Genomic DNA, 22,569 nt, shown 5'->3' with positions numbered 1-22,569 from the left:
GCTAAGAATAAACTTAACAGTTTACTGCTGACTTGAGTTATTAAAGAAGCTTCGTTTACTATATGAACGTAAAACAATGATAAGAATAGCTCTTCTATAAAAATCATCATTGATCGTGCAGCAATGCATTGATAGAGTGAAAGAAGATTATATATGGGAATATCAAGTCAGGAAGAACGTGCCGCTTTTTTCCCACTATTCCGGGCTAACCAGGCGGGCATCACGCACGACCATTACCAACACACGATTATCGAGGCTCTGGCCTTGCGCCGTGCAGCGCTTGATACCGCGCTCGGTCAACTCAATACGCCAGCACGCTTAACCATTATCACGCAAGCGGCGATGCTTCTCGTTGCCACGCTGAGTACCGGACATAAAGTGCTGGTGGCAGGCAACGGCGGCAGTGCGGCCGAGGCCCAGCATTTTGCATCCGAACTGGTCGGCCGGTTTAAGCGCGAACGTATGCCCTACGCGGCACTCTCCCTCACAACTGATACATCTACGCTTACCGCTGTTGCGAACGATTATGGATATCAGGATGTCTTTGCCCGTCAGGTGCAGGCGTTTGGCCAGCCCGGAGACCTGCTTGTCTCCTTTAGCACCAGCGGGGAGTCGGAGAATCTGCTGCTTGCGGCAAATGCGGCTCACAAGTGTCTGATGACGGTGATTGCGATTACCGGCAACCGTCATAGCCGTCTCGAAAAGCAGGCGGATCTAACCATCCGCGTACCAGCGGTGGAGACCGAGACCGCCCAGGAGCTACATATGATGCTGACTCATATCCTTTGCGATATCACCGAAACCGAACTATCGGCACGCGAAAGCGAAGGGAGGCACTGATGCAACGCGCTCTGTTTCTTGATCGTGATGGCACACTGGTTCAGCCTTCCCATTATCCTTCGCAGCCAGAACAGTTATGCCTCTATCCCAACATCGCGGCAGAGCTACAGACCTTGCAACGCATGGGGTTGCTCTTGATCGTAATCACCAATCAATCGGGGATTGCGCGTGGTTACTTTACCGAGGCCGATCTCCAATGTATGCATGAGTATCTGAGGACACAATTCGCGGCGCAGGGCGTTTTTCTCGATGCCATCTATCACTGCCCGCATCATCCCGATGGAATTATCTCTGAACTGTCGTTCCGTTGTGACTGCCGCAAACCGCAGCCGGGCATGCTATTGCACGCCGCTGCTGACCACAATATCGATCTCCATCATTCCTGGTTTGTTGGCGATATTCTGGATGATGTGGAGGCCGGAAATCGCGCCGGATGCCGCACCGTGCTGGTAGACCTGGGAACGGAGCAGGCTCCCACCCACTTTCTGCGCTGCCCTACTTTTGTGGGACGCGATACCTGCCATGCGCTACAAACCATCAGAACGATCGAGGAACTACACCCTGAACTGGATCTCCTCTATCGTCCGGCCAGCTGGCAACCCGCCACAAGAGAGAATAAGCAGGAGGCAACCAGTAAGCCAGAGGAGGGCGTATGCCCACGATAACGGGGAAACGGACTGCTGGTTCGCTGCTGGATCTGGTACAACGCTTTCGTCAGTTGCGAGTACTGGTGATTGGCGAGGCGATGCTCGACACTTACCTCGAAGGAGATGCCACGCGCCTCTGTAGCGAGGGGCCGGTGCCAGTCGTGCGCAAAACAGCGGAATATCGCATCCCTGGAGGTGCCGCCAATACTGCCGCCAATCTCGCGGCCCTCGATGCCGAGGTGATGTTTTTAAGCATCGTGGGGCGCGATATCGCCGGTTCGCTGCTGCGTGAAGCTCTGCGTGAGCGCGAGGTGAGTGATACCTGGCTGGTGGAAGACGCATCAGTGCCGACGCATCACAAATTGCGCATCCTTGCCAATGGACAATATATGGTGCGCTTCGACGAGGGCGAGAGGCTGGACGCGGCCAATGCCCCCGATGCCCAGCAACAAATGCTAACGCGCCTGGAGGAGATCTACTCACGCTGCGACCTCGTCCTTATCTCCGATTATTGCTACGGAGTGGTTTCCGAACAACTCATCGAGCGCCTGCAAGCATTACACGCGTCTCAACCAAAGGTGTTGCTGATCGATTCCAAAGCGCTCCATCGTTTCCAGACGCTACCAGCAACAATTGTCACTCCTAACTATCAGGAGGCATGTTACCATATCTCATCCCAAAAGCGTGTTCATACTGAAGGTAATCGTAACACCTCTTTCGACAAGGCAACCGATCTTGAGCAAATACACGCTGTCGCACAACAACTGCTGGCACAATTGGCAACCGAGCAAGTAGCGATTACGCTGGCAGAGCGCGGCGTCTTTCTGCTCAATCGTCAAGGTGAGGCGCTACATGTTCCGGCGCATCCGGTTGATCATGCCAACGATGTAGGCGCGGGCGATTCGTTTGCATCAGCAATGGCACTGGCCCTGGCGGCTGGCGGCAGTACAGAAGAGGCGGCACAGATTGCCATAGACGCAGCAAGTATCGCGGTCACGAAGCGCTGGACCGCTGTAGTGCAACACCAGGAATTGTTGCAGCGGGTCAGCCTGAGAGAATATGCTCGCCACACCTCGGCGACTCATGCAGAGAACGAACATGATTCGCCCGCTCGTCTGGCTGCCTTGCTGGAAACACAAAAGCGAGCTGGACGTAAGATCGTCTTTACCAATGGCGTATTTGACATTTTACACGCAGGCCATATGCAATTTTTGCAACAGGCCAGGGCACTTGGCGACGTGCTGGTCGTTGGCATCAACAGCGACAACAGCACCCGGCGGCTCAAAGGAACGGGGCGACCAATCAACAGCGAGCGAGACCGCATGGCACTGGTGTCGGCCCTGGACATGGTTGATCATGTGGTTCTCTTTGACGAGGATACGCCAACGCAGTTGATTCGCCTCTTGCGGCCAGATATTCACGTCAAAGGCGGAGATTATACCTATGAAGCCTTGCCAGAGGCGGAGGCAGTGCGTGAAGCGGGGGGGCGAATCGTTATTCTGCCGCTAGCTGGCAGTATCAGTACCAGCAGCGTGATTGATCGCATTACGGCGCTCTCCGCACAGGAATCAGAACACTATACAGGGAGGAAACGATGATAGACGAACAGTGGCGCTCAGCACGCCGCGTCTTGCTGATCCGGCTGGACAATCTGGGCGATGTACTTTTGATGACACCAGCATTTCACGCCATCAAAGCTGCATTGCCGGAGGCATCATTAACGCTGCTCGCCAGCTCGGTTGGTTCACAGATCGGCCTGCTTGATCCCGATATCGATGATGTCATTGTCTATCAAGCTCCCTGGATGGACCCCTGGCACAAACTTCCGCAGGATAGCCAGCGCGAACAGCAGATGATTGCATTACTCAAAGAGCGGCACTTCGACGCGGCCATCATTTTTGGCTCCTTCCATCAAAGTGCGCTCCCGGCAGCCTATCTTTGCTATCTGGCAGATATTCCATTGCGCGCCGCTGCCTCTATCGATGGTCCCGGCTCCCTGCTCACAACGCGCCATAAGCACCCTGAGCGTATGATGCACGAGGTTGAACGCGGCCTCGATCTGGTTGGCGCTCTTGGTATACCTGCGGCAGAGCCAGAACTTGTCCTGAAAACACCTCCTGCGGCACGCGAGAGCATGATGGATTTACTTGCCGCTCCTGATCTGTCAGCGCATACGCCGCTGATCGTCGTCCATCCCGGCTGTAGCATGCCAGCACGCACCTACCCCTGGGAAATGTACGCGCAGGTTATCAATCTGCTTGTCGAGCAACTCGGAGCCTTTGTCGCTGTGACAGGAGCAGAGCATGAGCGCGAATTAGTTGATACAGTGCTGCTGCGTGTACAGCCCAAACATCGCGCGTCTACGGTGGCATTGGCTGGCACACTGCCATTTCCCGAACTGTGCGCCTTATTGGAAATGGCAGACCTTACCATTACCAATAATACCGGGCCAATGCATATCTCGGCGGCAGTCAAAACCTCTGTGGTAGCGCTCTTTGCACTGACCAATCCCCCAGAGCAATGGGGACCGTGGCACGTTCCCAACCGTGTGCTGTACCACGATGTCGCCTGCCGCATCTGCTACAGTCGCATCTGTCCCCACCAGCACGAATGCTTGCGCATGGTCTCGCCTGAGATGGTCATACAGGCTGCGTCTGAACTGTTGAAAGAAACCGATCAGCACAATACAACCCTGGCACCTCAAGAAAGAGCGGAGCCAATTATGATGCTGGCATCTGAGGAGGCGCTGTCATGAGCAAACATGCAATGATACGGAGACAGCCGCACCGGATAGCCATCTTCCGCGCCCTTCAGCTTGGCGACCTGCTCACAGCGGTTCCAGCCTTTCGCGCACTCCGCCGAAGCTATCCTCATGCTGAGATTACACTGATCGGCCTGCCCTGGGCAGCATCGTTTGTCCAACGCTATGCGCAGTATCTGAACCGTTTCGTCGAATTCGCAGGATATCCTGGCATCGGCGAGGTGCCTTACGAGCCAGAACGCAGCCTGCGCTTTCTGGAGGAACAGCGAGCCTATGGCTACGATCTCACCATACAAATGCACGGAAGCGGCCAGACCAGCAATCCTTTTGTGCTTGAGTTGAACGCACCCCTAAGCGTTGGCTACTATGATGGCGAGCCGCCTGAAGGATTAACGCTGGGCAGGCCGTACCCTCACCATCAGCCAGAAATCGTGCGCAACCTCGGTCTGACAGAGCTGCTAGGGGCGGATGCATCGCAAACGAGCCTGGAATTCCCGCTGTTTGAGCAAGATTATACGGAAGCGGCTACGCTTTTGCGCCAACTGCCAAAGGCGAGCCGTCCCTGGATTGGTCTGCATCCAGGCTCACGTCCACCCGCGCGGCGCTGGCCCGCCGAGTACTTCGCCTCCGTCGCCGATACGCTGGCCCAACGCTTCGACGCTCAGATCATGCTTACAGGTGGTCCTGGAGAAGAGATGACCGTAGAAGTGGTTATGCGATATATGCAAACACCCGCTATGAACCTCGTCGGGCAGACCTCGCTCGGTGGGCTGGCCGCCATTATCAGCAAACTGGACCTCTTTATCAGTAACGATACCGGCCCGGCCCATATCGCCGATGCTGTCCATTGCCCTGGCATCACCATCTTTGGACCTGCCGAATATGAGCGCTGGAAGCCGTTGAGCGCCACGCGTCACGCCGTTCGTCAGCCAGTCTCGTGCAGCCCATGTAGCTTCTGGGAATGTCCCATCGATCAGCGCTGCCTGCGCTGGCTCAATCCTGAGCGTGTCATAGACGGTGCCGCGAGCTATCTATCGAAGCAGCCGCTTCGTGAGATGGCGGACGCCACAACTAAGGATGGAAAAATCGTAGCGCGTGCTGGAGAATCACTATGAAACGATTGAAAATTCTCATCTGGCATATACATGGAAGTTATCTCAATACGCTTGCGCGGCTCGATCACGACTGGTATCTCCCGGTCAAACCTGATCGCTCGGTCGGCTATAGTGGGCGCGGACCAACCTTTGATCTGCCCGACTATGTGCGCGAGGTGCCAGCGGAAGAAGTGCGCAATCTCGACCTGGATCTAGTGATCTTTCAGACGCCGAAGAACTATCTGGAAGATCAATACGAGATCCTGAGTCCTGAGCAGCAGCGGCTCCCAAAGATTTATCTGGAGCATAACACGCCGAGGCCGCACCCTACCGACAGCAAGCATCTGATCGACGATCCGAACGTGCTGCTGGTTCATGTCACCCAGTTCAATCAATTGATGTGGGACAACAACCGCACGCCAACAGTCGTGATCGAGCATAGCGTGGCCATTGATCCAACCGCAACCTATCAGGGACAGCTTGAGCGCGGCATCACAGTGATCAACGGTATGCAAAAGCGGCCACGTATTATCGGACTGGATATCTTCCTGAAGGTACGCGAGCAGTTGCCCCTGGATTGTACGGGCATGGAGACCGAGGAGTTGGGCGGGCTTGGCGACATTCCCTATCGCCACCTGCACAAACGTGTTGCGGAGTATCGCTTCTTTTTCAATCCCATTCGCTATACAAGTCTGCCTCTAGGAGTTATCGAAGCCATGACCATTGGCATGCCAATCATCGCACTGGCAACAACCGAACTGCCAACGGTCATCGAGAATGGCAAAAGCGGCTATATCTCCTGTAACGTGGACGAACTGGTAGAGCATATGCGCCGCCTGTTAGCAGATCCAATAGAGGCGAAACATCTGGGAGCGCATGCAAAGAAGGTTGCGCAAGAGCGCTTCGGGCTGAAACGCTTTATTCACGATTGGAACGCGGCATTCGCGCGCGTGCTTTAGATACAAATAATCTCTTGAAGAGGCACGGTTCACACGCCCACAGAGATCCAGCATAGCAGGAGAGGATAAACTTCATGGATAGACCTGTACGGATAGCATTTTTAAGCGAGCATGCCAGCCCCGCCGCACTGCTTGGTGGAGTGGATGCGGGGGGGCAGAATGTCTATGTTGACGAGGTGAGTCGCAACCTGGCACGGCGCGGCTACATAGTCGATGTGTTTACACGCCGCGACAATCCAACAGCACCAGAGATCATCGATTGGGCACGCGGTGTACGCATCGTTCATCTGCCAGCAGGGCCGACGCAGCCACTCTTGAAGGACGAGCTATGGCCGTATATGCCAGAATTTCGCGATGCATTTCTCCGTTTCATGCTCCGTGAGGATCTTCGCTACGACCTGCTACACGGCAACTTCTGGATGTCTGGCTGGGTTGCCGCCGAATTGAGCCAGCGTTTGCATATCCCTTCCGTCCAGATTTTTCACGCGATGGGCAAGACGAAAAAGAAATATCAGCAGGAGGTCGATACCAGCCCGGATGACCGCATTCAGGTGGAAATGGAGGTCATTCGCACGGTGGATCGGCTGATTGCGCAGTGCCCGGGTGAATATCATGAACTGGTCGATGATTATGGAGCCGATCCAGAGCGGGTCATCACCATTCCCTCAGCGGTCAATACGCGCGTTTTCCGACCGGTTGCACGAGAAGAGGCACGGCGTCGCATCGGGCTGGCTCAGGATGAGTTCGTGATTGTTTATATCGGACGCGTGATCCCGCGTAAAGATCCGCGCAACATCGTTCGCGCACTTGCCCGGCTACAAAGTTGGGCCGAATCGGTCGAGTGTACGCGTAAGATCCGCTTACTGATCGTTGGTGGCGAAACCGTCGAGCCAGACCCACAGGCCACACCCGAGATTGGCGAGCTAGCCAGCCTCGCTCGTGAACTGGGCGTGCTCGAACAGGTTCTCTTCGTTGGCAAACGCTCACAGGATACCCTGCGCTACTACTACAGCGCGGGCAATGTCGCTGTCACCACGCCCTGGTACGAACCGTTCGGTCTGACCCCGTTGGAGGCGATGGCCTGTGGACGTCCAGTGATCGGTTCGGCGGTCGGAGGAATTACCTCTACCATTGTAGATAGCGAGACCGGCTTTCTCGTGCCGCCACGCGATCCCGAACAACTGGCAACGCAGCTCTACCAATTTCTGATGGAGCCTGCACTGACAGAGCAAATGGGGCAGGCAGCCCGCTTACGAGTCGAGCAGGAATATACCTGGCCGATTGTCGCCATGCGTACTGCCTCGCTCTACGAAACGTTGCTAGCGACTCGCACAAAGCAGGCACGCAAGTATGGCGTCAAAGGGAAGCATGGCACAATCAGAAACGAGGCGGAGCAGCTCACAGGGCAGGGCGAGCGTTTCGCTGGTTAGCGTGCAAAAGAAAGGGGCGTAACATCTTGACAGAAATAGATGTGCTTATACCAACATATGGACGTAAAACGGGATTGGCCGTCGTTCTAACGAGCCTGTTCGCTCAAACGTTCAGAGACTTTCGAGTAATCGTCTCTGACCAGACCCCGGAGAAACAGAGTTACCTTGATAGCATCGAAATCCAGACCATCGTACGTGCGCTACGCTGGCGCGGACAAGAGGTAATGCTGCTACGCCATCCTACGCGCCTCGGCATGGCCGAACAGCGGCATTTTTTGCTGGAGCAGAGCAACGCCCCCTATGTCCATTTCATCGATGACGATGTGCTGCTAGAACCAGAGGTGATGGAGCGCATGCTCACGGTGCTACGGCAAAATGGCTGTGGCTTCGTGGGTTGTCCCGCCACTGGTCCCGGCTATCTGCACGATGTACGCCCACATCAGCAAAACATTGAGCTGTGGCAGGGAGCAGTTGAGCCAGAGCCATTCACGCCGGAGTCGCTGCCCTGGGATCGGCACCTGATCAACAACGCCGCCAATCCGCTCCATCTAGAGCAAAAACTGGTGACGGAGACAAGGCCGGTGGTGCGCTACAAGGTCGCCTGGGTAGGAGGCGCGAACGTGCTTTTTGATCGAGAAAAGTTGCTCAGTGTCGGCGGCTTCTCCTGGTGGCATCGCTTGCCGCCGGAACACGCTGGCGAGGAGGTTGTGGTGCAGTTTCTTTTGATCCGCAAATATGGCGGCTGCGGCATCCTTCCCAGCGGCACCTATCATCTTGGTTTGCCTACGACGGTCGAAGATCGACGCCGCAACGCCACAGAACTGTTTGCCGAACTAATTGAAGAAACGGAAGGTCTCGTAGGAACGCGCTCCACGAGCCGTTCGTGATCCAGAAAACTATCACTTGAAGAAGGTATATCAATGAACGAAACAACACTAAAAGGAAGAGTTGCCTTAGTCACAGGAGCAGGTAGCGGCCTGGGAGAGGCCACCGCACGAGCCTTTGCGCAAGAAGGCTGCGCTGTCGCCTGCGTTGATTTAAAAGTTGCGGATGTTGAGCGTGTCAGCAAAGAGTTGCGCGCCAGGGATGCAAATAGCGTAGCAATCAGCTGCGATGTCAGCGGCACTGAGCAGGTATTCGCGGCGGTACAGACGGTTGTTGATACCTGGGGCCGCCTCGATATCGTGGTCAACTGTGCTGGAACCGATCATACGCTCTCAGTTGCCGACATGAGCATCGAGCAGTGGGATCAGGTGATCGGCGTAAACCTGCGTGGCCCCTTCCTCTTCGCCAAAGCTGCGTTACCTTTGATGCAAAAGCAGCATTTTGGTCATTTCATCAATATCGCCTCAACCGCCGCAACCCGCGCCTGGGCCAATGCTTCGGCCTATCACGCCTCGAAATGGGGGCTGATTGGCTTCAGTCGCGGCCTGGGAGTGGAAGGGCGTGAGCATAATATTCGCGTCACCACCGTTATTCCAGGTGGCATGACCACGCACTTCTTCGACCATTTCCCGGAACAGGGCATCCCAATGCCAGACGAGCGCAACTTGCAGAGTCCTGCTAATGTTGCCGCCACGATTGTCTTCGCCGCCAAAGTGCCAGAGCAATCAGCACTCCAGGAAGTCATTATCACTCCGCTCACCGAAACAAGTTGGCCTTAATCAATTCTCCATATCCACGGCACCCGCTCCTCGGAGAGGCCGGTTACTTTTGCCTTCTACTGGACGTGCTATGTAGGTGTTTTGCTTTCCAGTAAGCCTATAAGGAGTGACAAGATGGGTAGTTTTAGCAATGGTGTGCTTGTTGGATTTGGAATCAGCCTGCTCATAGCGCCAATGAAGGGCGAGGAGATGCGCCGCATGATCGCTGAGCGCTTCAGATATATGCGTGGTGTCCCCCCGGAAAATCCACAACTTCAGCAATCCGTCCAGCAGATGGAACAGCAGGTTCAAGAAGTCCAACAGATGGCCAATCGAACGGCGCAAATGCAATCCAATGTGCAGGATTATGCGCAACAAACAGCGCAGAAGGCCAGCACCGCCAATACTAATATCAGTGAGGTAAGGCAGCAGGCGGCGACAAACCAGCCGCAACAGCAGCCGCAAACCAGGCCCAGCGGCCCTCCATCCAGCGGTACTTCCACGACTTCCAATACGCCAAACCGGACAAACGATAGAACAAGACCAAATCGTCCTCCACGGCGATCGTAAGACTTGCTCTTCATTAAGGAGGCGCTGGGCTGTCAGCGCCTCTTTAATGAACCATTATGGGTGCTTGCGTCGTCTCTGCGCTGCTCTACTGCTCTGACTATTCGTCTGCCTGCTACCGGCGAGCTGCTTCGGACGAGATATGGCATAGTCTGGCAAATCATATGCCTCACGAAAACTCTTCACCAGACGATTCACAGCTCTCCCATAGCGATTGCTATCCTGTTGCCACATGCTCAAATCCACAAGCGCTTGTTGCATGTTGACGGCCCAATCCTCCTGGCTTTTTATAACGGCATAGTCCAGGTTGATAGGCTGCAACAACTTTTTGTTTTCTCGCTGCTCACGATGCTGAACATTCTCTACAGCATATCTCATCCAATCATTGTTGACGGAACGCTGCGAGCAGACCAGCAATAACTGGTCATGCAGGCGAATCAGTTCATCGAGATGTTCCTGTTGCTTCTCCTCTGGTAGCTGATCGACGAGCACGTACCAGCAACGTATCCCCTTCTTTTGCAACGTGGCATGCAGAGACGCTACAAATTCATGGTCAAGGCTTGAGGCACAAATGCACCATGTATACGGATCGGGAGAGAACGTTTTAGCGAGAGAGGCAATGAGATCAGGCGCAAGATTGGCGGCCTGCAAAAAGCTCGTGGGAAGGCCTCTGGCAGAGCGCAAAGCCGTCTCAATATCCACCACCAGTGCGCCGTGATGGGAGACGCTATCCAATCCTTTCACAGCACTTAAATTGACGTTGCCAAAGATGGTCCAGCCCAGCGTGGCACGTGAAAAATCGGCCTCATCAAGAATAGCGCGGGTAAAATTGGCGCGTGTGAGATCGGTATCGCTGAGATCGGCCAGAAAGAGTGTTGTACCGCTAAAATCGACAAAGCTGAGATCCGCGCCACGTAGATTTGTCAGCTTCAAATGAGCACCTCCCAGATAGGCCGTGCTGAGATTGGCAGCTTCGAGACGAGCACCATCAAGTGTGGCACCATAAAAGCTCGCCCCCCTTAATGTGGCCTTATCTAAGCTGGTGCGCCGCAAATTTGCCCCGCTCAGATTGACGCCGGTTAAATCAACCTCGCGCAGATTCGCTTCATGCAAATCGACGTTTTCCAGATCGAGCATACTTAAATCACAGTAAGAGAGATCAGCCCCATTAAGTTGAGCTTCGCGCAAACGTACATTACGCAGGAGACACTTGCTCAGTTGAGCGCCGCTGAGCATCGCCTCGCTCAGATCAGCCTCGCTCAAATTGGCTCCGCTGAAAATGGTTCTCCTGGCGGAGACGCGCTGCATTTGAGCCTCGCGCAGATCAGCATCACTGAGATTTGCCCCGTCCAGATTAGCATCGATCAGAGAGGCGACATGCAGATTGGCCGTACTCACATCAGCGTTGTTCAGTAGCGCACTGCTCAGCTTTGCCCCTTCCAGGTAGGCCCGGCGCAGATTGGCACTGCTCAAATCGGTCCCGCTCAGATTGGTCATGTGTAAATACGCACTGCTCAAATTAACCGAACGCAAATCCATCCGACTGAGATCGGCCCCGCTCAGATCGAGATAGGGCACCTCGTGGCTATTACGCCAGTTATTCCAGACCATCGCACCTTGTCGGATATAGTCCAGACATTCTTGATTCGCCATAGTTTCCCCTCTTAAATCGTTTACTGATACAATAATAAACGCAAAGAGGGGCAAAAGATAGCAAAGAGGAGGATACTCATTTTTGTGGTGTATCCTCCTCTTTGCTATCTTTCTTGTTCAATCCTCGCCGTCATCATCACCGGGCTGGCGCAGTGGTTTGACCACCTCAGGTGGCTTGCCAAACTTTGGATGAAGCCAGGCCTTCACGCGCAGGTAGAGCGTCATCAGGCCAACGAACCACATGCTGCCATAGAGATATCCGGCCAGGACATCGCTCGGCCAGTGTGCCCCCAGGTAGATGCGCGAAGGGCCAATACATAAAATCAGCGCCGTACAAATGCCAATCAAGATATTTCTGAGCTTGCCGGAACGCCAGTTAGAAGAGAGCAGGTAGATGAGCAGACCATAAAAGTTGACATAGTGCATAACGTGGCCGCTGGGAAAGCTCGGTTCGTTAATGACGCGCACCACCGTCACACGCTCCGCCGTTGGACGTGGCCGCTTAATCACGCGTTTGACAATCGCATTGAGTAGCGTGGATGAGCCGGTCAGCAGAATAAAGATGGCCTCAAGGCGAAAACGCAAGGCCCAGAAGACGGCCGCCAATCCAACCGTTTGCGGCACAGCCCACTTTGGGAAACCGATCTCCGAAACGCTGTAGAAAAATTTGCGCAACCAGGGCCAGCGCCGTCTTTGCAGTTGAGCGGTAATGCTCATATCGCCGGGGAACAGATCGGTTCGACGAGCAAACAGCGAGAGCATGACCAGACCCGAAAGCAGCCAGAGATAGAAGGCCAGGAACATCGTTCCACGTGAGACTGCACGCCGTCCAGATACCGAGGTCTGAGCGGCAACACGCTGGGCCTCATCAACTACCGGCTTGACGTTCTGCTCAACTCTGGTGGCAATCTCTGGTAAATTGACCGTTGGCTGCCCTCCCATTGGTGGCTTGCCAGCGAGATTGGTTTTCGTTGGATCATTGATATTATTTGACATACAGGGGGCCATTCTCCTCTCGTTGTTCGTTACTCTTTCTCTCTTTCTGATTGCTGACCTTCTGATACAGTTCTCTCTTTTTAGCCCGCTTATCCAGCAAGTTCGGTCCCTGAGCAACCTTCTTTGGCACGCGCACACGCAATGCTCCAGGGAGGACAACCACGCTGGCTGGTGTATATCCGATAGGTTCTCCGTCGGCATGCACCACCACCGGCTCGGCCTCCCGATTCACCACGTCGATGTAGATCGAATAAATCTTACGTCGCACCACCTTTGGCTCAAGGGGACGTTGTCCCTGACTGATCGAAATAGCATGTTGAATGTATTCAAGCTTGCTGAAATTAGTATAGATCAAAACATCCAGCAAGCCATCATCCATCACCGCACGCGGAGCAAAGCGCAAACGGGCACCATAATAGGGCGTGTTACACACACTGATCTGGATAGCCCTGTACAATCGCGTGCGCCGCCCATCAAACACGATTTTAAAACGTAGTGGCTGAAATGCAAACAACGTACGCAACCCCTCCACAATGCCGTGCAACGTGGACCACAGGCCATAGCGCTTGATCTCTTCAGCGGCAGGAAAGAGAGCTGCCTCCAGACCAACACCAGCTACCTCCAGAAACACCTGCCCATTCATCATGCCGACATCGATCTGCCGCGTCTCCCCTTGAGCAATGATTGCACATGCCTCCTCAATGGTTTCAGGTATCTCCAGGCTGCGGGCGATATTATTCATCGTCCCCAACGGAATAATCGCCAGCGTACACTCAGTCTCTAACAATCCACTGGCAACTGCATGCAACGTCCCATCGCCACCAGCCGCAATAACAATATCTACCTTCTCCTCTACAGCCTGGCGAGCAAGGCCACTCCCCGCATCCTCAGGTGTGGTATACCATATTTCAGGCTCAATGTTATATTGCCGCAAGGCAGCTACTATCGCAGCTTCATTATCTTCCGGTCCACCAGAACTGGTGGCCAGCAGCGATGCACCAGAGGTAGGATTGAGAATCAGCACGGTACGCAAAAACATCTCCTGGTCTCCTCCCACCGCAGAATCTCTCCCAACCAAAAATCTTTCCTGGCAGGAGATCCCGCTTGTTGTGGCGATGGCGTTCCGAATTCCTTTTCAATACACGGGCCGAGGAGCAACATTGTGTCAATGTTGCTTGTACCTGTTTGTAACACGCTTCAATTGCCGAGTTCGTCTCAAAGCACCTGAGTCCGCTTATGGCTCATATATTATGCTCACTTCAACATGCAAGAAGGCAAGCAAACGCATCGCCGGGAAAATTAGACGATTCATGGGAAGAGGTCAACGCCACCCTGAGGATTCTGGATGGATGGGCAAGAATGAGGTGGAACGCCCTATGCGGCCCTGCGATATACGATTAGACAGGCGCACCCAGACATTAGAGATAATGCGCGCATCTTCCTGATAAAGATGGTACAGGTCGTGAATCAGCCGGGTGTCAGCAGAAGCAAGCGCTGGACTCTGCCTGCATGCTTCGATTTGCTCATCCACATTATCGGGGGAGAAGTGCTCGTGTGACTCCACCATACCTTATGCCTCTCAGTTATTGCTTGCCATAGGTGATACGTAAACAGTTCAGCGAACGTGAAAGCCAGGCACGTACCGTTCCCTCACGGCGATCAAGATGACGAGCGATATCTATACAACGCATATCGGCTGCAAAACGCAACCGCAACACCTCTTGCTGCTGCTGGGGCAGGTGCGCCAGACGTTCATGAAGTAGAGCATGCTCCTCCTGACGCAGCACAATCTCTTCGGGGGCGCGCTCATCATCGTCATACAGCGCCTCAACTGCAAATTCCAGGGAAACAACCGGACGACGCCGCACTCGCCGATGATAATCCACAAACTTATTATGAGCGGTACGACGCAGCCAGGCCAGTTGTTGGCGCTCGTCCAGTTGCAAAAATGATGTGTGATGTTCCAAAGCTGCCAGGAAAACATCGAGCAATACATCCTCTGCATCCTCTGCACTGGGTACATGTCGTCGTACATAAGCCAGTATCGCCGGGGCATGGTGCTGATACAGGGCCGCAAGTGACGGCCCGACTTCAACAGCCTGTTGTTCTAGTTGTGGCATCCTGTTCCTCTATTACCTACAAAAATTCAGGTCTCACTTTACTTATCGCACCAGAACGAAAAATGCTACGTGCCAGAGAAAAATACATATATACTATGGCCAGCGCGGGACTTTTGGCTTGGGGACACGATTATACTGTAATGTAATGACAGGAAGTTATTACATTTTCGCGTGTCACCCACCAACGTAACAGGAGCCGCCGTCAATGGAGACGCTAGCTCCTGTTTTTCTCGTCTATGAGTGGCCGCGCCTAACTATGTTCATTTCGTCCATAGGCCTGTTTCCCGCGCTTGTGAGAGCACTATATCTCAGGTAATATGTATTTCAGAATAGCGATCATCACTTTGAAGGATTGTAATTTTTGGCGTTTTTGATGAAGAAGGATTTTTCATGACATCAGAGAATGAACAATTTCTCCTTCGTTTGGCTCAACGAATTGCTCAGCAGGAAAGAAAGGTTGTGAAAGAGATTCGAGAGCTGGCAGGAACAGAAGAAAATTACCTGATTATTATTCGAGAACACGAGCGGGTACAGGAACAGGTCGTGCGCGCTCGCTACCTCCAGGCCAGAGCAACACTCACCCTCGCCGAGTGGCTTGCTACGGTGGTCCATTTTCGCTGGCGTTGCGCCTACTGCCAGGAGAAGCCATTCCAGGTCTTACACCACTTTACGCCTCGTTCACAGGGTGGCACCAGTTCCGATAACTGTGTGCCTGCCTGCTATAGTTGTGCCAGATCCAAAGTCCATAAAAACACGCATGTTAAAGACTATCTTGATCGCATGAAAGCCGGTTCACTGCTTCTCTAGCACGCTGCATGTCTCGATAACAGGATATCTATACGTTTTCATAAAAGCCTTCGGAATCGGTATAACCTTCCCTTTTAACGATGCAATCTCGCGTTCTTCCTCTCATCCCCATATGTATACTTTGCACATTATTTAGATTTTACCACCATATTTTGAGCAAATTTTTAGTTCGTCATACGAGGTGATCGTCAGCATAAGGGCCAGAATGAACGTTGAGAGAGGTTTTCGGATACTTACCATATTGTTTTAAGTTATTCCATCCTATCTCTCCATGTCTATTTTTCGCTTCGCCCAGGTTCCTCAGCTCGACTTTAAAGATTTCCTACACTTTTTTTACAGTTTCTTGCATGCTTTCTTCATGAAACTTCAATAATGGACTGCTATGCTAGCACCAATACAGAGCGTGCTTCTTTCTTAGCTCACAGAGAGGCAAGAATATACTATATGAGTCATTTTGATATGTGGAGGCAATCGCGGTGAAAATACCCGAATTGACTATACAAAATCCATCTCCAACATCCCCATCGTCTTCTCTCTCTTCATCAGCTACGCGCCCCTGGCATCGCTGGGCATTGGGCGCAATCCTGGTGCTATCCGCTTTTCTCAATTACTATCGTCTGAATCAGACAGGTTATAACAATAGCTACTATGCCGCTGGTGTGAAAAGCATGACCATGAGCTGGCATAACTTCTTCTTCGTCTCTTTTGATCCAGGCGGTTTCGTGACGATTGACAAACCACCGCTGGGTTTCTGGATACAGGTAGCCAGCGCGAAGCTGTTTGGCTTCAGCGGATGGAGCATCCTGTTCCCCGAAGCGCTGGCCGGAGTGCTTGCGGTCGCCGTCCTCTATATCCTGGTACGCCGCTCCTTTGGTCCCATCGCGGGAATGATCGCGGCCCTGGTTCTGGCGGTAACGCCCGTGAGCGTCGCGACGCAGCGCAACAATACTATTGATAGCCTGCTGGTGTTCACCCTGCTGTTGAGTGCATGGGCGCTCATACGGGCAATGGAAACGAGACGCCTACGCTGGCTGCTCCTCTGCGCGTTAGGCATTGGGTTGGGCTTTAACATTAAAATGATGGAAGCCTACCTGGTCGTGCCAGCTTTCGGGCTTGTCTATCTGCTCGGTTCCTCGCATGGCTGGGTGAAGCGCATCCTGCATCTGGCCCTGGCGCTCGTGCTCATGCTGGTCGTGTCGTTCTCCTGGATTGTTGCAGTTGATCTTACTCCCGCCTCTCAACGTCCCTATGTTGGCTCAACCCAGGATAACTCAGAACTGAGCCTCGCGATTGGCTATAATGGTGTACAGCGCTTGCTTGGGATGCGCTTTGGACCTGGTGGTGGCGGTGGCAACAGAACCGCACGCAACGAGCAGAACGCCGCACGTCAGCAAGCTACTTCCCAGGCAACAGCGCAAAGCACACCGACTCAGCCAAATGGTGGCACTCCTCCACAGGTGGGTCAGCCACCCAATAATGGCGGTCCTGGTGGTCCTGGTGGCGGCGGTATGTTTGGCACAGGACAGGCTGGTCTGTTGCGCCTGTTTACGCAAGGAGAGTTATCGGGACAAATTGCCTGGATGCTATTGCTGGCATTTATCGGTCTCGTCGTTGCATGCTGGCAAGAGCGCGTGCGCCTGCCTTTGAGCAAACAGCAGCAGGCACTTGTATTGTGGGGTCTCTGGCTGCTGACCACCTACGGATTCTTCAGCGTTGCCGGGTTCTTCCATCCCTACTACTTGATCACAATGGGGCCGCCGATTGCTGCGCTGGTGGGCATCGGGCTGGTTACGCTCTGGAAAGAGTATCAACACACAGGCTGGCGTGGCTGGCTGCTCCCTCTCGCGCTGCTTGCCACGGCTGCCGTTCAGGTCTATCTGCTGCTGGGTTACCCAACGCAGAGCAATATCCTCACACCTATCGTTCTGACTCTCAGTGCGCTGGTGGCCGTGATCCTCGGCACCGCCCATCTCTTTGAGGGGATACGCGTTCCCTCGCTCACGCGCACTGCCACAACCATTGGCTTGCTCGCTGTATTGATTGCTCCAACGACCTGGGCCGCAATTACGATCATGGGCGGCGGCCAGGATCTACCCAGTGCCGGACCATCGGGCGGCATGTTTGGTGGTGGTGGACAGCGCGCTTTTGGGCGGGCCATTGGCAGATATGGCACAGAAAATCGGCAGGGCAACACACAGCAAGGCGAACGGCAGCAGGGCATGCCGCCCGCAAACGGAGCACCTAACTTCGGTGGTGGCCCTTCCTCATCCAGCAACAACAAGTTGCAAGAGTACTTGCTGGCAAATCAGGGCAACACCCGCTTCCTCGTGGCAGTACCCAGTTCTCAAACGGCCGATTCCCTTATTCTCAACACTGGCAAACCTGTTATGGCCCTCGGCGGCTTCACCGGCAGTGACCCTATTCTGGACGCGCAGAAAGTGACAACGCTGGTCTCTAATGGCACCGTTCGCTTCTTCCTCCTGTCTGGTGGTCGCTCGAATCAACAGTCGTCTAATCAACAATCCGCACAAAGCGGGAACAATACGAACCAGCAACAGCAACAACAACAGCAGTTTGGTGGTGGACTGGGCGGCCCCGGTGGACAGCAATCCAGCGTGACCGAGTGGGTGACAACTCACTGCTCAACAGTTCCTACTGATCAATGGCAGACAACACAAGCACAGAATCAGGGAGGTCAACCATTCGGAGGTGGCTTCGGTGGCGGTTCTCAACAACTCTACGATTGTTCCAAACAGGCATAGCGACAATGAGGAGGAGTGCAGTTATGTGTGCAAATTGCGAACAAATGCTGCGCTCTTCCTTTGCTAGAGACAATGTGGGACAAGGAGTATGAGTTTGAAAATAAGGAAAAAGGCTTATTTTGCTATCTTTCGTCTGACAGGGCTGGTCAGCACAACCATACAATCAGTGCTGGCATTGCTGCTCTCGGATGCTGCACGACCGTTACGCTTCGTCTGCATCGGTGGGATGGCAGGAGTGCTTCAGTTGCTCCTGTTGAGCCTGTTCAATTGTCTGGGATGGCAAATCGTACTGGCAAATACAATCGCGTATATCCTATCCGCACAGGTGAACTTTCTGCTCAGCACGTTCTTCACCTGGTATGATCGACAGAGCGAGATAGATAGCATAAAAACGCTACTGGCACGCTGGCTAACATTTCACGGTTCCATCATCGGCACCGGCCTGCTCAATATGCTGATCTTTGTCATCGCCAGAACTATTCTACCAACGCTGCTGGCCTCGGCGTTTGGTATCGCTGGCGCGGCCATCGCCAACTTCTTTCTCTTCAACCGTTTTGTGTTTCGGAAAAGGATTGCATCTTCGGGAGCAAATCAGATGATGAACTCAAAGAATACTACTGCTTTTCAAACACAGAGCATCAGGGGGGAGGCTCTCGCGTCCCACAGACCGCACAGCGCCTTCAGGTCTCACCCCTCACGCGCTCCAATCTACTCGATCGTCGCCCCTGTGTTTAACGAAAAAGAGACCCTCCCTCATTTTTATGAGCGAGTAATTCGGGTCATGGAAGAGGTTGGAGAAGCCTTTGAACTGGTTCTTGTCAACGATGGCAGCACAGATGGCTCATATGAGGTGCTACAACAACTCCATGAGCAGGATACACGCGTCCATGTCATCGACTTCTCGCGCAACTTCGGACACCAGATCGCCATCTCCGCCGGACTGGATTTCGCGCATGGCGACGCGGTAATCATTATGGATTCGGACCTGCAAGATCCACCAGAGGTCATCCCCGAACTGATCGCGCGCTGGAAGGATGGCGGTGAGGTGATCTATGCGCAACGGGCAAAACGCGCCGGGGAGACGCGCTTCAAGCTGATGACGGCGGCGGCCTTCTATCGCCTGATCAACCGGATTACATCGGTGAACATCCCGCGCGATACCGGCGATTTTCGTTTGCTGGATCGCTGCGTGGTCAACTCGCTCGTCGCGATGCGCGAGCAGCACCGCTTTATGCGTGGCCTCTCGGCCTGGGTTGGCTTTCGACAGGAGGCCGTTTCCTACGAACGGCACGAACGCTTCGCAGGTACAACCAAGTATCCATTGCGTAAGATGATTCGTTTCTCTATGGATGCCATCACCAGTTTCAGCCATTTACCCTTACAACTGGCAACCAGCTTTGGTTTTGTACTGGCCGGCCTGAGCCTGCTAGGAATTGTGGTCGCTATCATTCTCCGCCTCGTCACCGGGGCCATCGCTGGTCAGGCAACGACGCTGATCCTCGTCCTCTTCCTGGGTGGCATTCAACTCATCTTCCTGGGCATCATCGGCGAATACCTGGGCCGCATCTACGACGAAGTGCGCTCTCGCCCCTTGTATATTGTGCGAGAAGTGCTAGACTGAAAGAGAAAAATCATTGTGATAGCACAAGGTGAAATAGCGCTGTATGCATATTCTTGTTGTAGAAGATGAGGAACGGCTGGCCCGTTTGCTACGCCGCATTCTGACCGGAGAGCGCCACACAGTTGACCTCGCTCACGATGGCATCTCCGGTCGCGATCTGGCTCTGAGCAACAATTATGACGCCATTATCCTTGACGTAATGCTGCCGGGCATCGATGGCATGGAGATCTGCCGCCAGATGCGCGCCGAACAGGTGACGACGCCCGTGTTAATGCTGACTGCTCGGGGGGCCGTTGAAGATCGCGTCACAGGTTTGAACGTGGGCGCGGATGATTATCTTGTTAAGCCTTTTGTCGTCAAGGAACTGGTGGCACGAGTGAACGCGCTGTTGCGCAGGCGCGACCGCCGCTTTGAGATGAACGCACATCTCTCGGTGAGCGACCTCACTCTGGATCTTGTCTCACATGAAGCACACCGGGCTGGTCGCCTGATCGAACTGACGGCGAAAGAGTATTCGCTCCTGGAATACCTGATGCGCCATCCCAACCAGGTACTCTCCCGCGACCAGATTATCTCCTCCGTCTGGGGCTACGATACCGAGGCACTCTCAAACGTCGTTGATATCTACATCCATTTCTTGCGCGATAAAGTTGATAAGGGCTTCTCCCACTCGCTGATTAAAACGGTGCGCGGCCTGGGCTACAAAATTGCTGAATAACATGTCGAAGGAGATACAAGATGCTGCATCTACCACGCTTCCTGGAGCGGCTATTCCGTCGTGAAACGTCCTACTCTTCGGAGTCTGAAACGTCCCTCTTTAAAAGGCTGCATCTACACCTGACGTTCTGGTATAGCGCCGTGCTGGGCGGTGCGCTGCTCATCTTTTGTCTCGTCATCTACTTCAGCGTGCAGTATCTTCTCTTCTCCTCGGTTCGCGGCGAACTGGCAACCCAGGCACAGATCATCGCTGGCCCCAGACGCGAATCTGGGAGCTTTTGCAATCGACAGCAACCACCGAACCCTCGTCCCGGCCCCGCTATCAGACCAATGCCGCCTCGTGTCCTGGTTGCCTGCTTCGATCAGAGCGGCCAGCAATTGCCAACCGAGACGGCCAATGAACAGAGCTTCCAGGCATTGATACCAGGGGAATTTCTTGACAACTCACTGGTCAAATCCGCTCTCCAACGAGACAACCAGACGGATATCGTCGATACTGGCGACACCTACGGACATATCTACCGTTACGCTCACGTGATAACGAATCCAGAAACCAGAACGGTTGAAGGCGTCATCCTGATTGGCGAATCGATTGCGCCGCAAGAGTCGGCTCTGAACATTTTGCTCATCGTCCTGATCAGCACCGGCGGCCTGGTTCTCTTAGGAGCTGTCGCTGGTGGCCTGTTTCTTTCTCATCGCGCCATGCAGCCCGCACGCCTGGCCTTCACTCGTCAACAAAGCTTTATTGCGAACGCGTCGCACGAGTTGCGCACGCCCCTGACCTTCCTCTGTGCGAACGCCGAAATCTTGCTGGAAGAGCGCAACTATTTGCCGCCCGAAGATGTGACGCTACTGGAAGATATTCAAACCGAAGCAACGCATATGGCAGCGCTTGCCAACAATATGCTCACGCTGGCTCGGCTGGACATGGGCGACATCAAGCTCCATCACGAACATGACATCCTCGATCTCACAGCCCTTGCGGAATCGGCAGTACGTCAAGGCAAAGCGCTTGCCGACCAGCGCGACATCCACTTGCGGGCAGAAGGTCCAAAGCCGTTGTATGTGATCGGCGATCCAATTCTGCTTGAGCAGACGATTCTTGTTCTCTTAGAAAATGCGATCAAATATAACCGCCCCAACGGACAGGTCGTTCTATGCACCTCGCAGGAAAACGATACCGTTCGCTTAGAGGTGCAGGATACCGGCATCGGCATTGCCCCTGAACATCTCCCACGTCTTGGCGAGCGCTTTTACCGTGTGGACAAAGCTCGCTCACGAGCAGTTGGAGGAACCGGCCTGGGGCTATCGATTGCACGCGGCATCATACGCGCGCACGGCGGCTCATTGCAGTTCGTCAGCCAGCCCGAACAGGGAACAGCCGTCAAGATCACGCTGCCTGCGATGAACGCACCCTTGCGTCCACGAGTTGCGGAAGGAGGCTAAGGCTCTTTTTCCCTGCTTGCTTATAGGTGAGCAACTTGCTGCCCATCACGTGCGTTTTGCGGTAGCGGATCAAAACGGAAGACGGGGCAGCGTGGTGCCGCTGCTGCGAAGGCTTCTGGATCACCAGGCAGGTTGAGCAGCTTTTCAAAGTATTCAACGCCACCGGGAACCTGGCGAGGGAATTCACTCAAGATAGGCCCTCGCTCTTCGACAGGCAACTCGACCACAGCCACCTTCTCTTGCTTCCAGCCACGTCGCAACGTCCCCCAACCAACTTTGCGGGCATTTTTCACCCACTGCGTCTCAAAGCCAGTAACTACATACCGCTGACCGTTCACATGTAATACTGAGACCGGCGTGCTACGCATTTTCCCGGTTTTACGGCCTGGTATGGAAAGGATATACCAGGTTCCAAAGCCAATGCCAAGATAGTTGAGGGCAATAATCAAACGATTCACCACTTTGAGCCATTGAGGTAAGGTAGGTTGAGTGGACATAGAGTGACT

At 53.9% G+C, this 22,569-nt stretch carries 21 protein-coding genes; 15 read left to right on the top strand and 6 right to left on the bottom strand.

Features of this window, described 5'->3' with window-relative positions; genetic code table 11:
• Positions 1–153: 153 nt before the first annotated feature.
• From K3T83_RS23790 to K3T83_RS23745, 10 genes are all read left to right on the top strand, one after another.
• Positions 154–840: a D-sedoheptulose-7-phosphate isomerase gene (locus tag K3T83_RS23790; protein WP_220205414.1), complete on the top strand. Its 687-nt coding sequence runs from the start codon at positions 154–156 to the stop codon at positions 838–840.
• Entirely contained in the window at positions 840–1,505 is a 666-nt protein-coding gene (locus K3T83_RS23785; protein ID WP_220205413.1) for a D-glycero-alpha-D-manno-heptose-1,7-bisphosphate 7-phosphatase, read from the top strand. The genes K3T83_RS23790 and K3T83_RS23785 overlap by 1 nt, the downstream gene beginning before the upstream one ends.
• Complete coding sequence (rfaE2, locus tag K3T83_RS23780; protein WP_220205412.1) at positions 1,493–3,085, top strand: D-glycero-beta-D-manno-heptose 1-phosphate adenylyltransferase; 1,593 nt, start codon at positions 1,493–1,495, stop codon at positions 3,083–3,085. The genes K3T83_RS23785 and rfaE2 overlap by 13 nt, the downstream gene beginning before the upstream one ends.
• Positions 3,082–4,242 (top strand): glycosyltransferase family 9 protein, encoded by a 1,161-nt coding sequence (locus K3T83_RS23775; protein WP_220205411.1) that lies wholly within the window; start codon positions 3,082–3,084, stop codon positions 4,240–4,242. Before rfaE2 ends, K3T83_RS23775 begins: the two co-directional genes overlap by 4 nt.
• Positions 4,239–5,363: a glycosyltransferase family 9 protein gene (locus tag K3T83_RS23770; RefSeq protein WP_220205410.1), complete on the top strand. Its 1,125-nt coding sequence runs from the start codon at positions 4,239–4,241 to the stop codon at positions 5,361–5,363. The genes K3T83_RS23775 and K3T83_RS23770 overlap by 4 nt, the downstream gene beginning before the upstream one ends.
• Positions 5,360–6,301: a glycosyltransferase gene (locus K3T83_RS23765; protein WP_220205409.1), complete on the top strand. Its 942-nt coding sequence runs from the start codon at positions 5,360–5,362 to the stop codon at positions 6,299–6,301. Before K3T83_RS23770 ends, K3T83_RS23765 begins: the two co-directional genes overlap by 4 nt.
• A 74-nt stretch (positions 6,302–6,375) precedes the next feature.
• The gene (locus K3T83_RS23760; protein WP_220205408.1) at positions 6,376–7,731 is read left to right on the top strand and encodes a glycosyltransferase; all 1,356 of its coding nucleotides are present in this window, start codon (positions 6,376–6,378) and stop codon (positions 7,729–7,731) included.
• Positions 7,732–7,757: 26 nt separating this feature from the next.
• Positions 7,758–8,618, top strand: a complete 861-nt coding sequence (locus tag K3T83_RS23755; protein WP_220205407.1) for a glycosyltransferase family 2 protein — start codon at positions 7,758–7,760, stop codon at positions 8,616–8,618.
• Positions 8,619–8,651: 33 nt separating this feature from the next.
• Entirely contained in the window at positions 8,652–9,395 is a 744-nt protein-coding gene (locus K3T83_RS23750; RefSeq protein ID WP_220205406.1) for an SDR family oxidoreductase, read from the top strand.
• A gap of 114 nt (positions 9,396–9,509) precedes the next feature.
• Entirely contained in the window at positions 9,510–9,944 is a 435-nt protein-coding gene (locus K3T83_RS23745; protein WP_220205405.1) for a YtxH domain-containing protein, read from the top strand.
• 54 nt (positions 9,945–9,998) lie between these two features.
• Here K3T83_RS23745 and K3T83_RS23740 read toward each other — a convergent pair whose 3' ends face one another.
• From K3T83_RS23740 to K3T83_RS23720, 5 genes are all read right to left on the bottom strand, one after another.
• Positions 9,999–11,594: a toll/interleukin-1 receptor domain-containing protein gene (locus K3T83_RS23740; protein ID WP_220205404.1), complete on the bottom strand. Its 1,596-nt coding sequence runs from the start codon at positions 11,592–11,594 to the stop codon at positions 9,999–10,001.
• Positions 11,595–11,711: 117 nt separating this feature from the next.
• Complete coding sequence (locus K3T83_RS23735) at positions 11,712–12,590, bottom strand: phosphatase PAP2 family protein (RefSeq protein WP_220205403.1); 879 nt, start codon at positions 12,588–12,590, stop codon at positions 11,712–11,714.
• On the bottom strand, positions 12,580–13,629 hold the full coding sequence (locus K3T83_RS23730) for a diacylglycerol/lipid kinase family protein (RefSeq protein WP_220205402.1): 1,050 nt from the start codon (positions 13,627–13,629) through the stop codon (positions 12,580–12,582). Before K3T83_RS23730 ends, K3T83_RS23735 begins: the two co-directional genes overlap by 11 nt.
• Before the next feature lie 282 nt (positions 13,630–13,911).
• Positions 13,912–14,157, bottom strand: coding sequence for a hypothetical protein (locus K3T83_RS23725; RefSeq protein ID WP_220205401.1), 246 nt, complete (start codon positions 14,155–14,157; stop codon positions 13,912–13,914).
• A 16-nt stretch (positions 14,158–14,173) separates the two neighbouring features.
• Complete coding sequence (locus K3T83_RS23720) at positions 14,174–14,710, bottom strand: RNA polymerase sigma factor (protein WP_220205400.1); 537 nt, start codon at positions 14,708–14,710, stop codon at positions 14,174–14,176.
• A gap of 390 nt (positions 14,711–15,100) precedes the next feature.
• Between K3T83_RS23720 and K3T83_RS23715 the strand changes: the two genes are divergently transcribed.
• From K3T83_RS23715 to K3T83_RS23695, 5 genes are all read left to right on the top strand, one after another.
• Complete coding sequence (locus K3T83_RS23715; protein ID WP_220205399.1) at positions 15,101–15,517, top strand: HNH endonuclease; 417 nt, start codon at positions 15,101–15,103, stop codon at positions 15,515–15,517.
• Positions 15,518–15,993: 476 nt separating this feature from the next.
• Entirely contained in the window at positions 15,994–18,279 is a 2,286-nt protein-coding gene (locus K3T83_RS23710; protein ID WP_220205398.1) for a glycosyltransferase family 39 protein, read from the top strand.
• Between the two features lie 94 nt (positions 18,280–18,373).
• Positions 18,374–19,900 carry a glycosyltransferase gene (locus K3T83_RS23705; protein WP_220205397.1) on the top strand — a complete coding sequence of 509 codons (1,527 nt, stop codon included), beginning with the start codon at positions 18,374–18,376 and terminating at the stop codon, positions 19,898–19,900.
• A gap of 43 nt (positions 19,901–19,943) precedes the next feature.
• Positions 19,944–20,618 (top strand): response regulator transcription factor, encoded by a 675-nt coding sequence (locus K3T83_RS23700; RefSeq protein ID WP_220205396.1) that lies wholly within the window; start codon positions 19,944–19,946, stop codon positions 20,616–20,618.
• Positions 20,619–20,638: 20 nt separating this feature from the next.
• Positions 20,639–22,063 (top strand): sensor histidine kinase, encoded by a 1,425-nt coding sequence (locus K3T83_RS23695; RefSeq protein WP_220205395.1) that lies wholly within the window; start codon positions 20,639–20,641, stop codon positions 22,061–22,063.
• Positions 22,064–22,083: 20 nt separating this feature from the next.
• Here the strand turns inward: K3T83_RS23695 and K3T83_RS23690 are convergent, their stop codons facing one another.
• A complete protein-coding gene (locus K3T83_RS23690; RefSeq protein ID WP_220205394.1) occupies positions 22,084–22,560 on the bottom strand; it encodes a PNPOx family protein in 477 nt (158 codons plus the stop codon).
• Positions 22,561–22,569: the final 9 nt, after the last annotated feature.

Source organism: Reticulibacter mediterranei (assembly GCF_016587455.1).
This window is presented reverse-complemented; position numbering and strand designations above follow the sequence as displayed.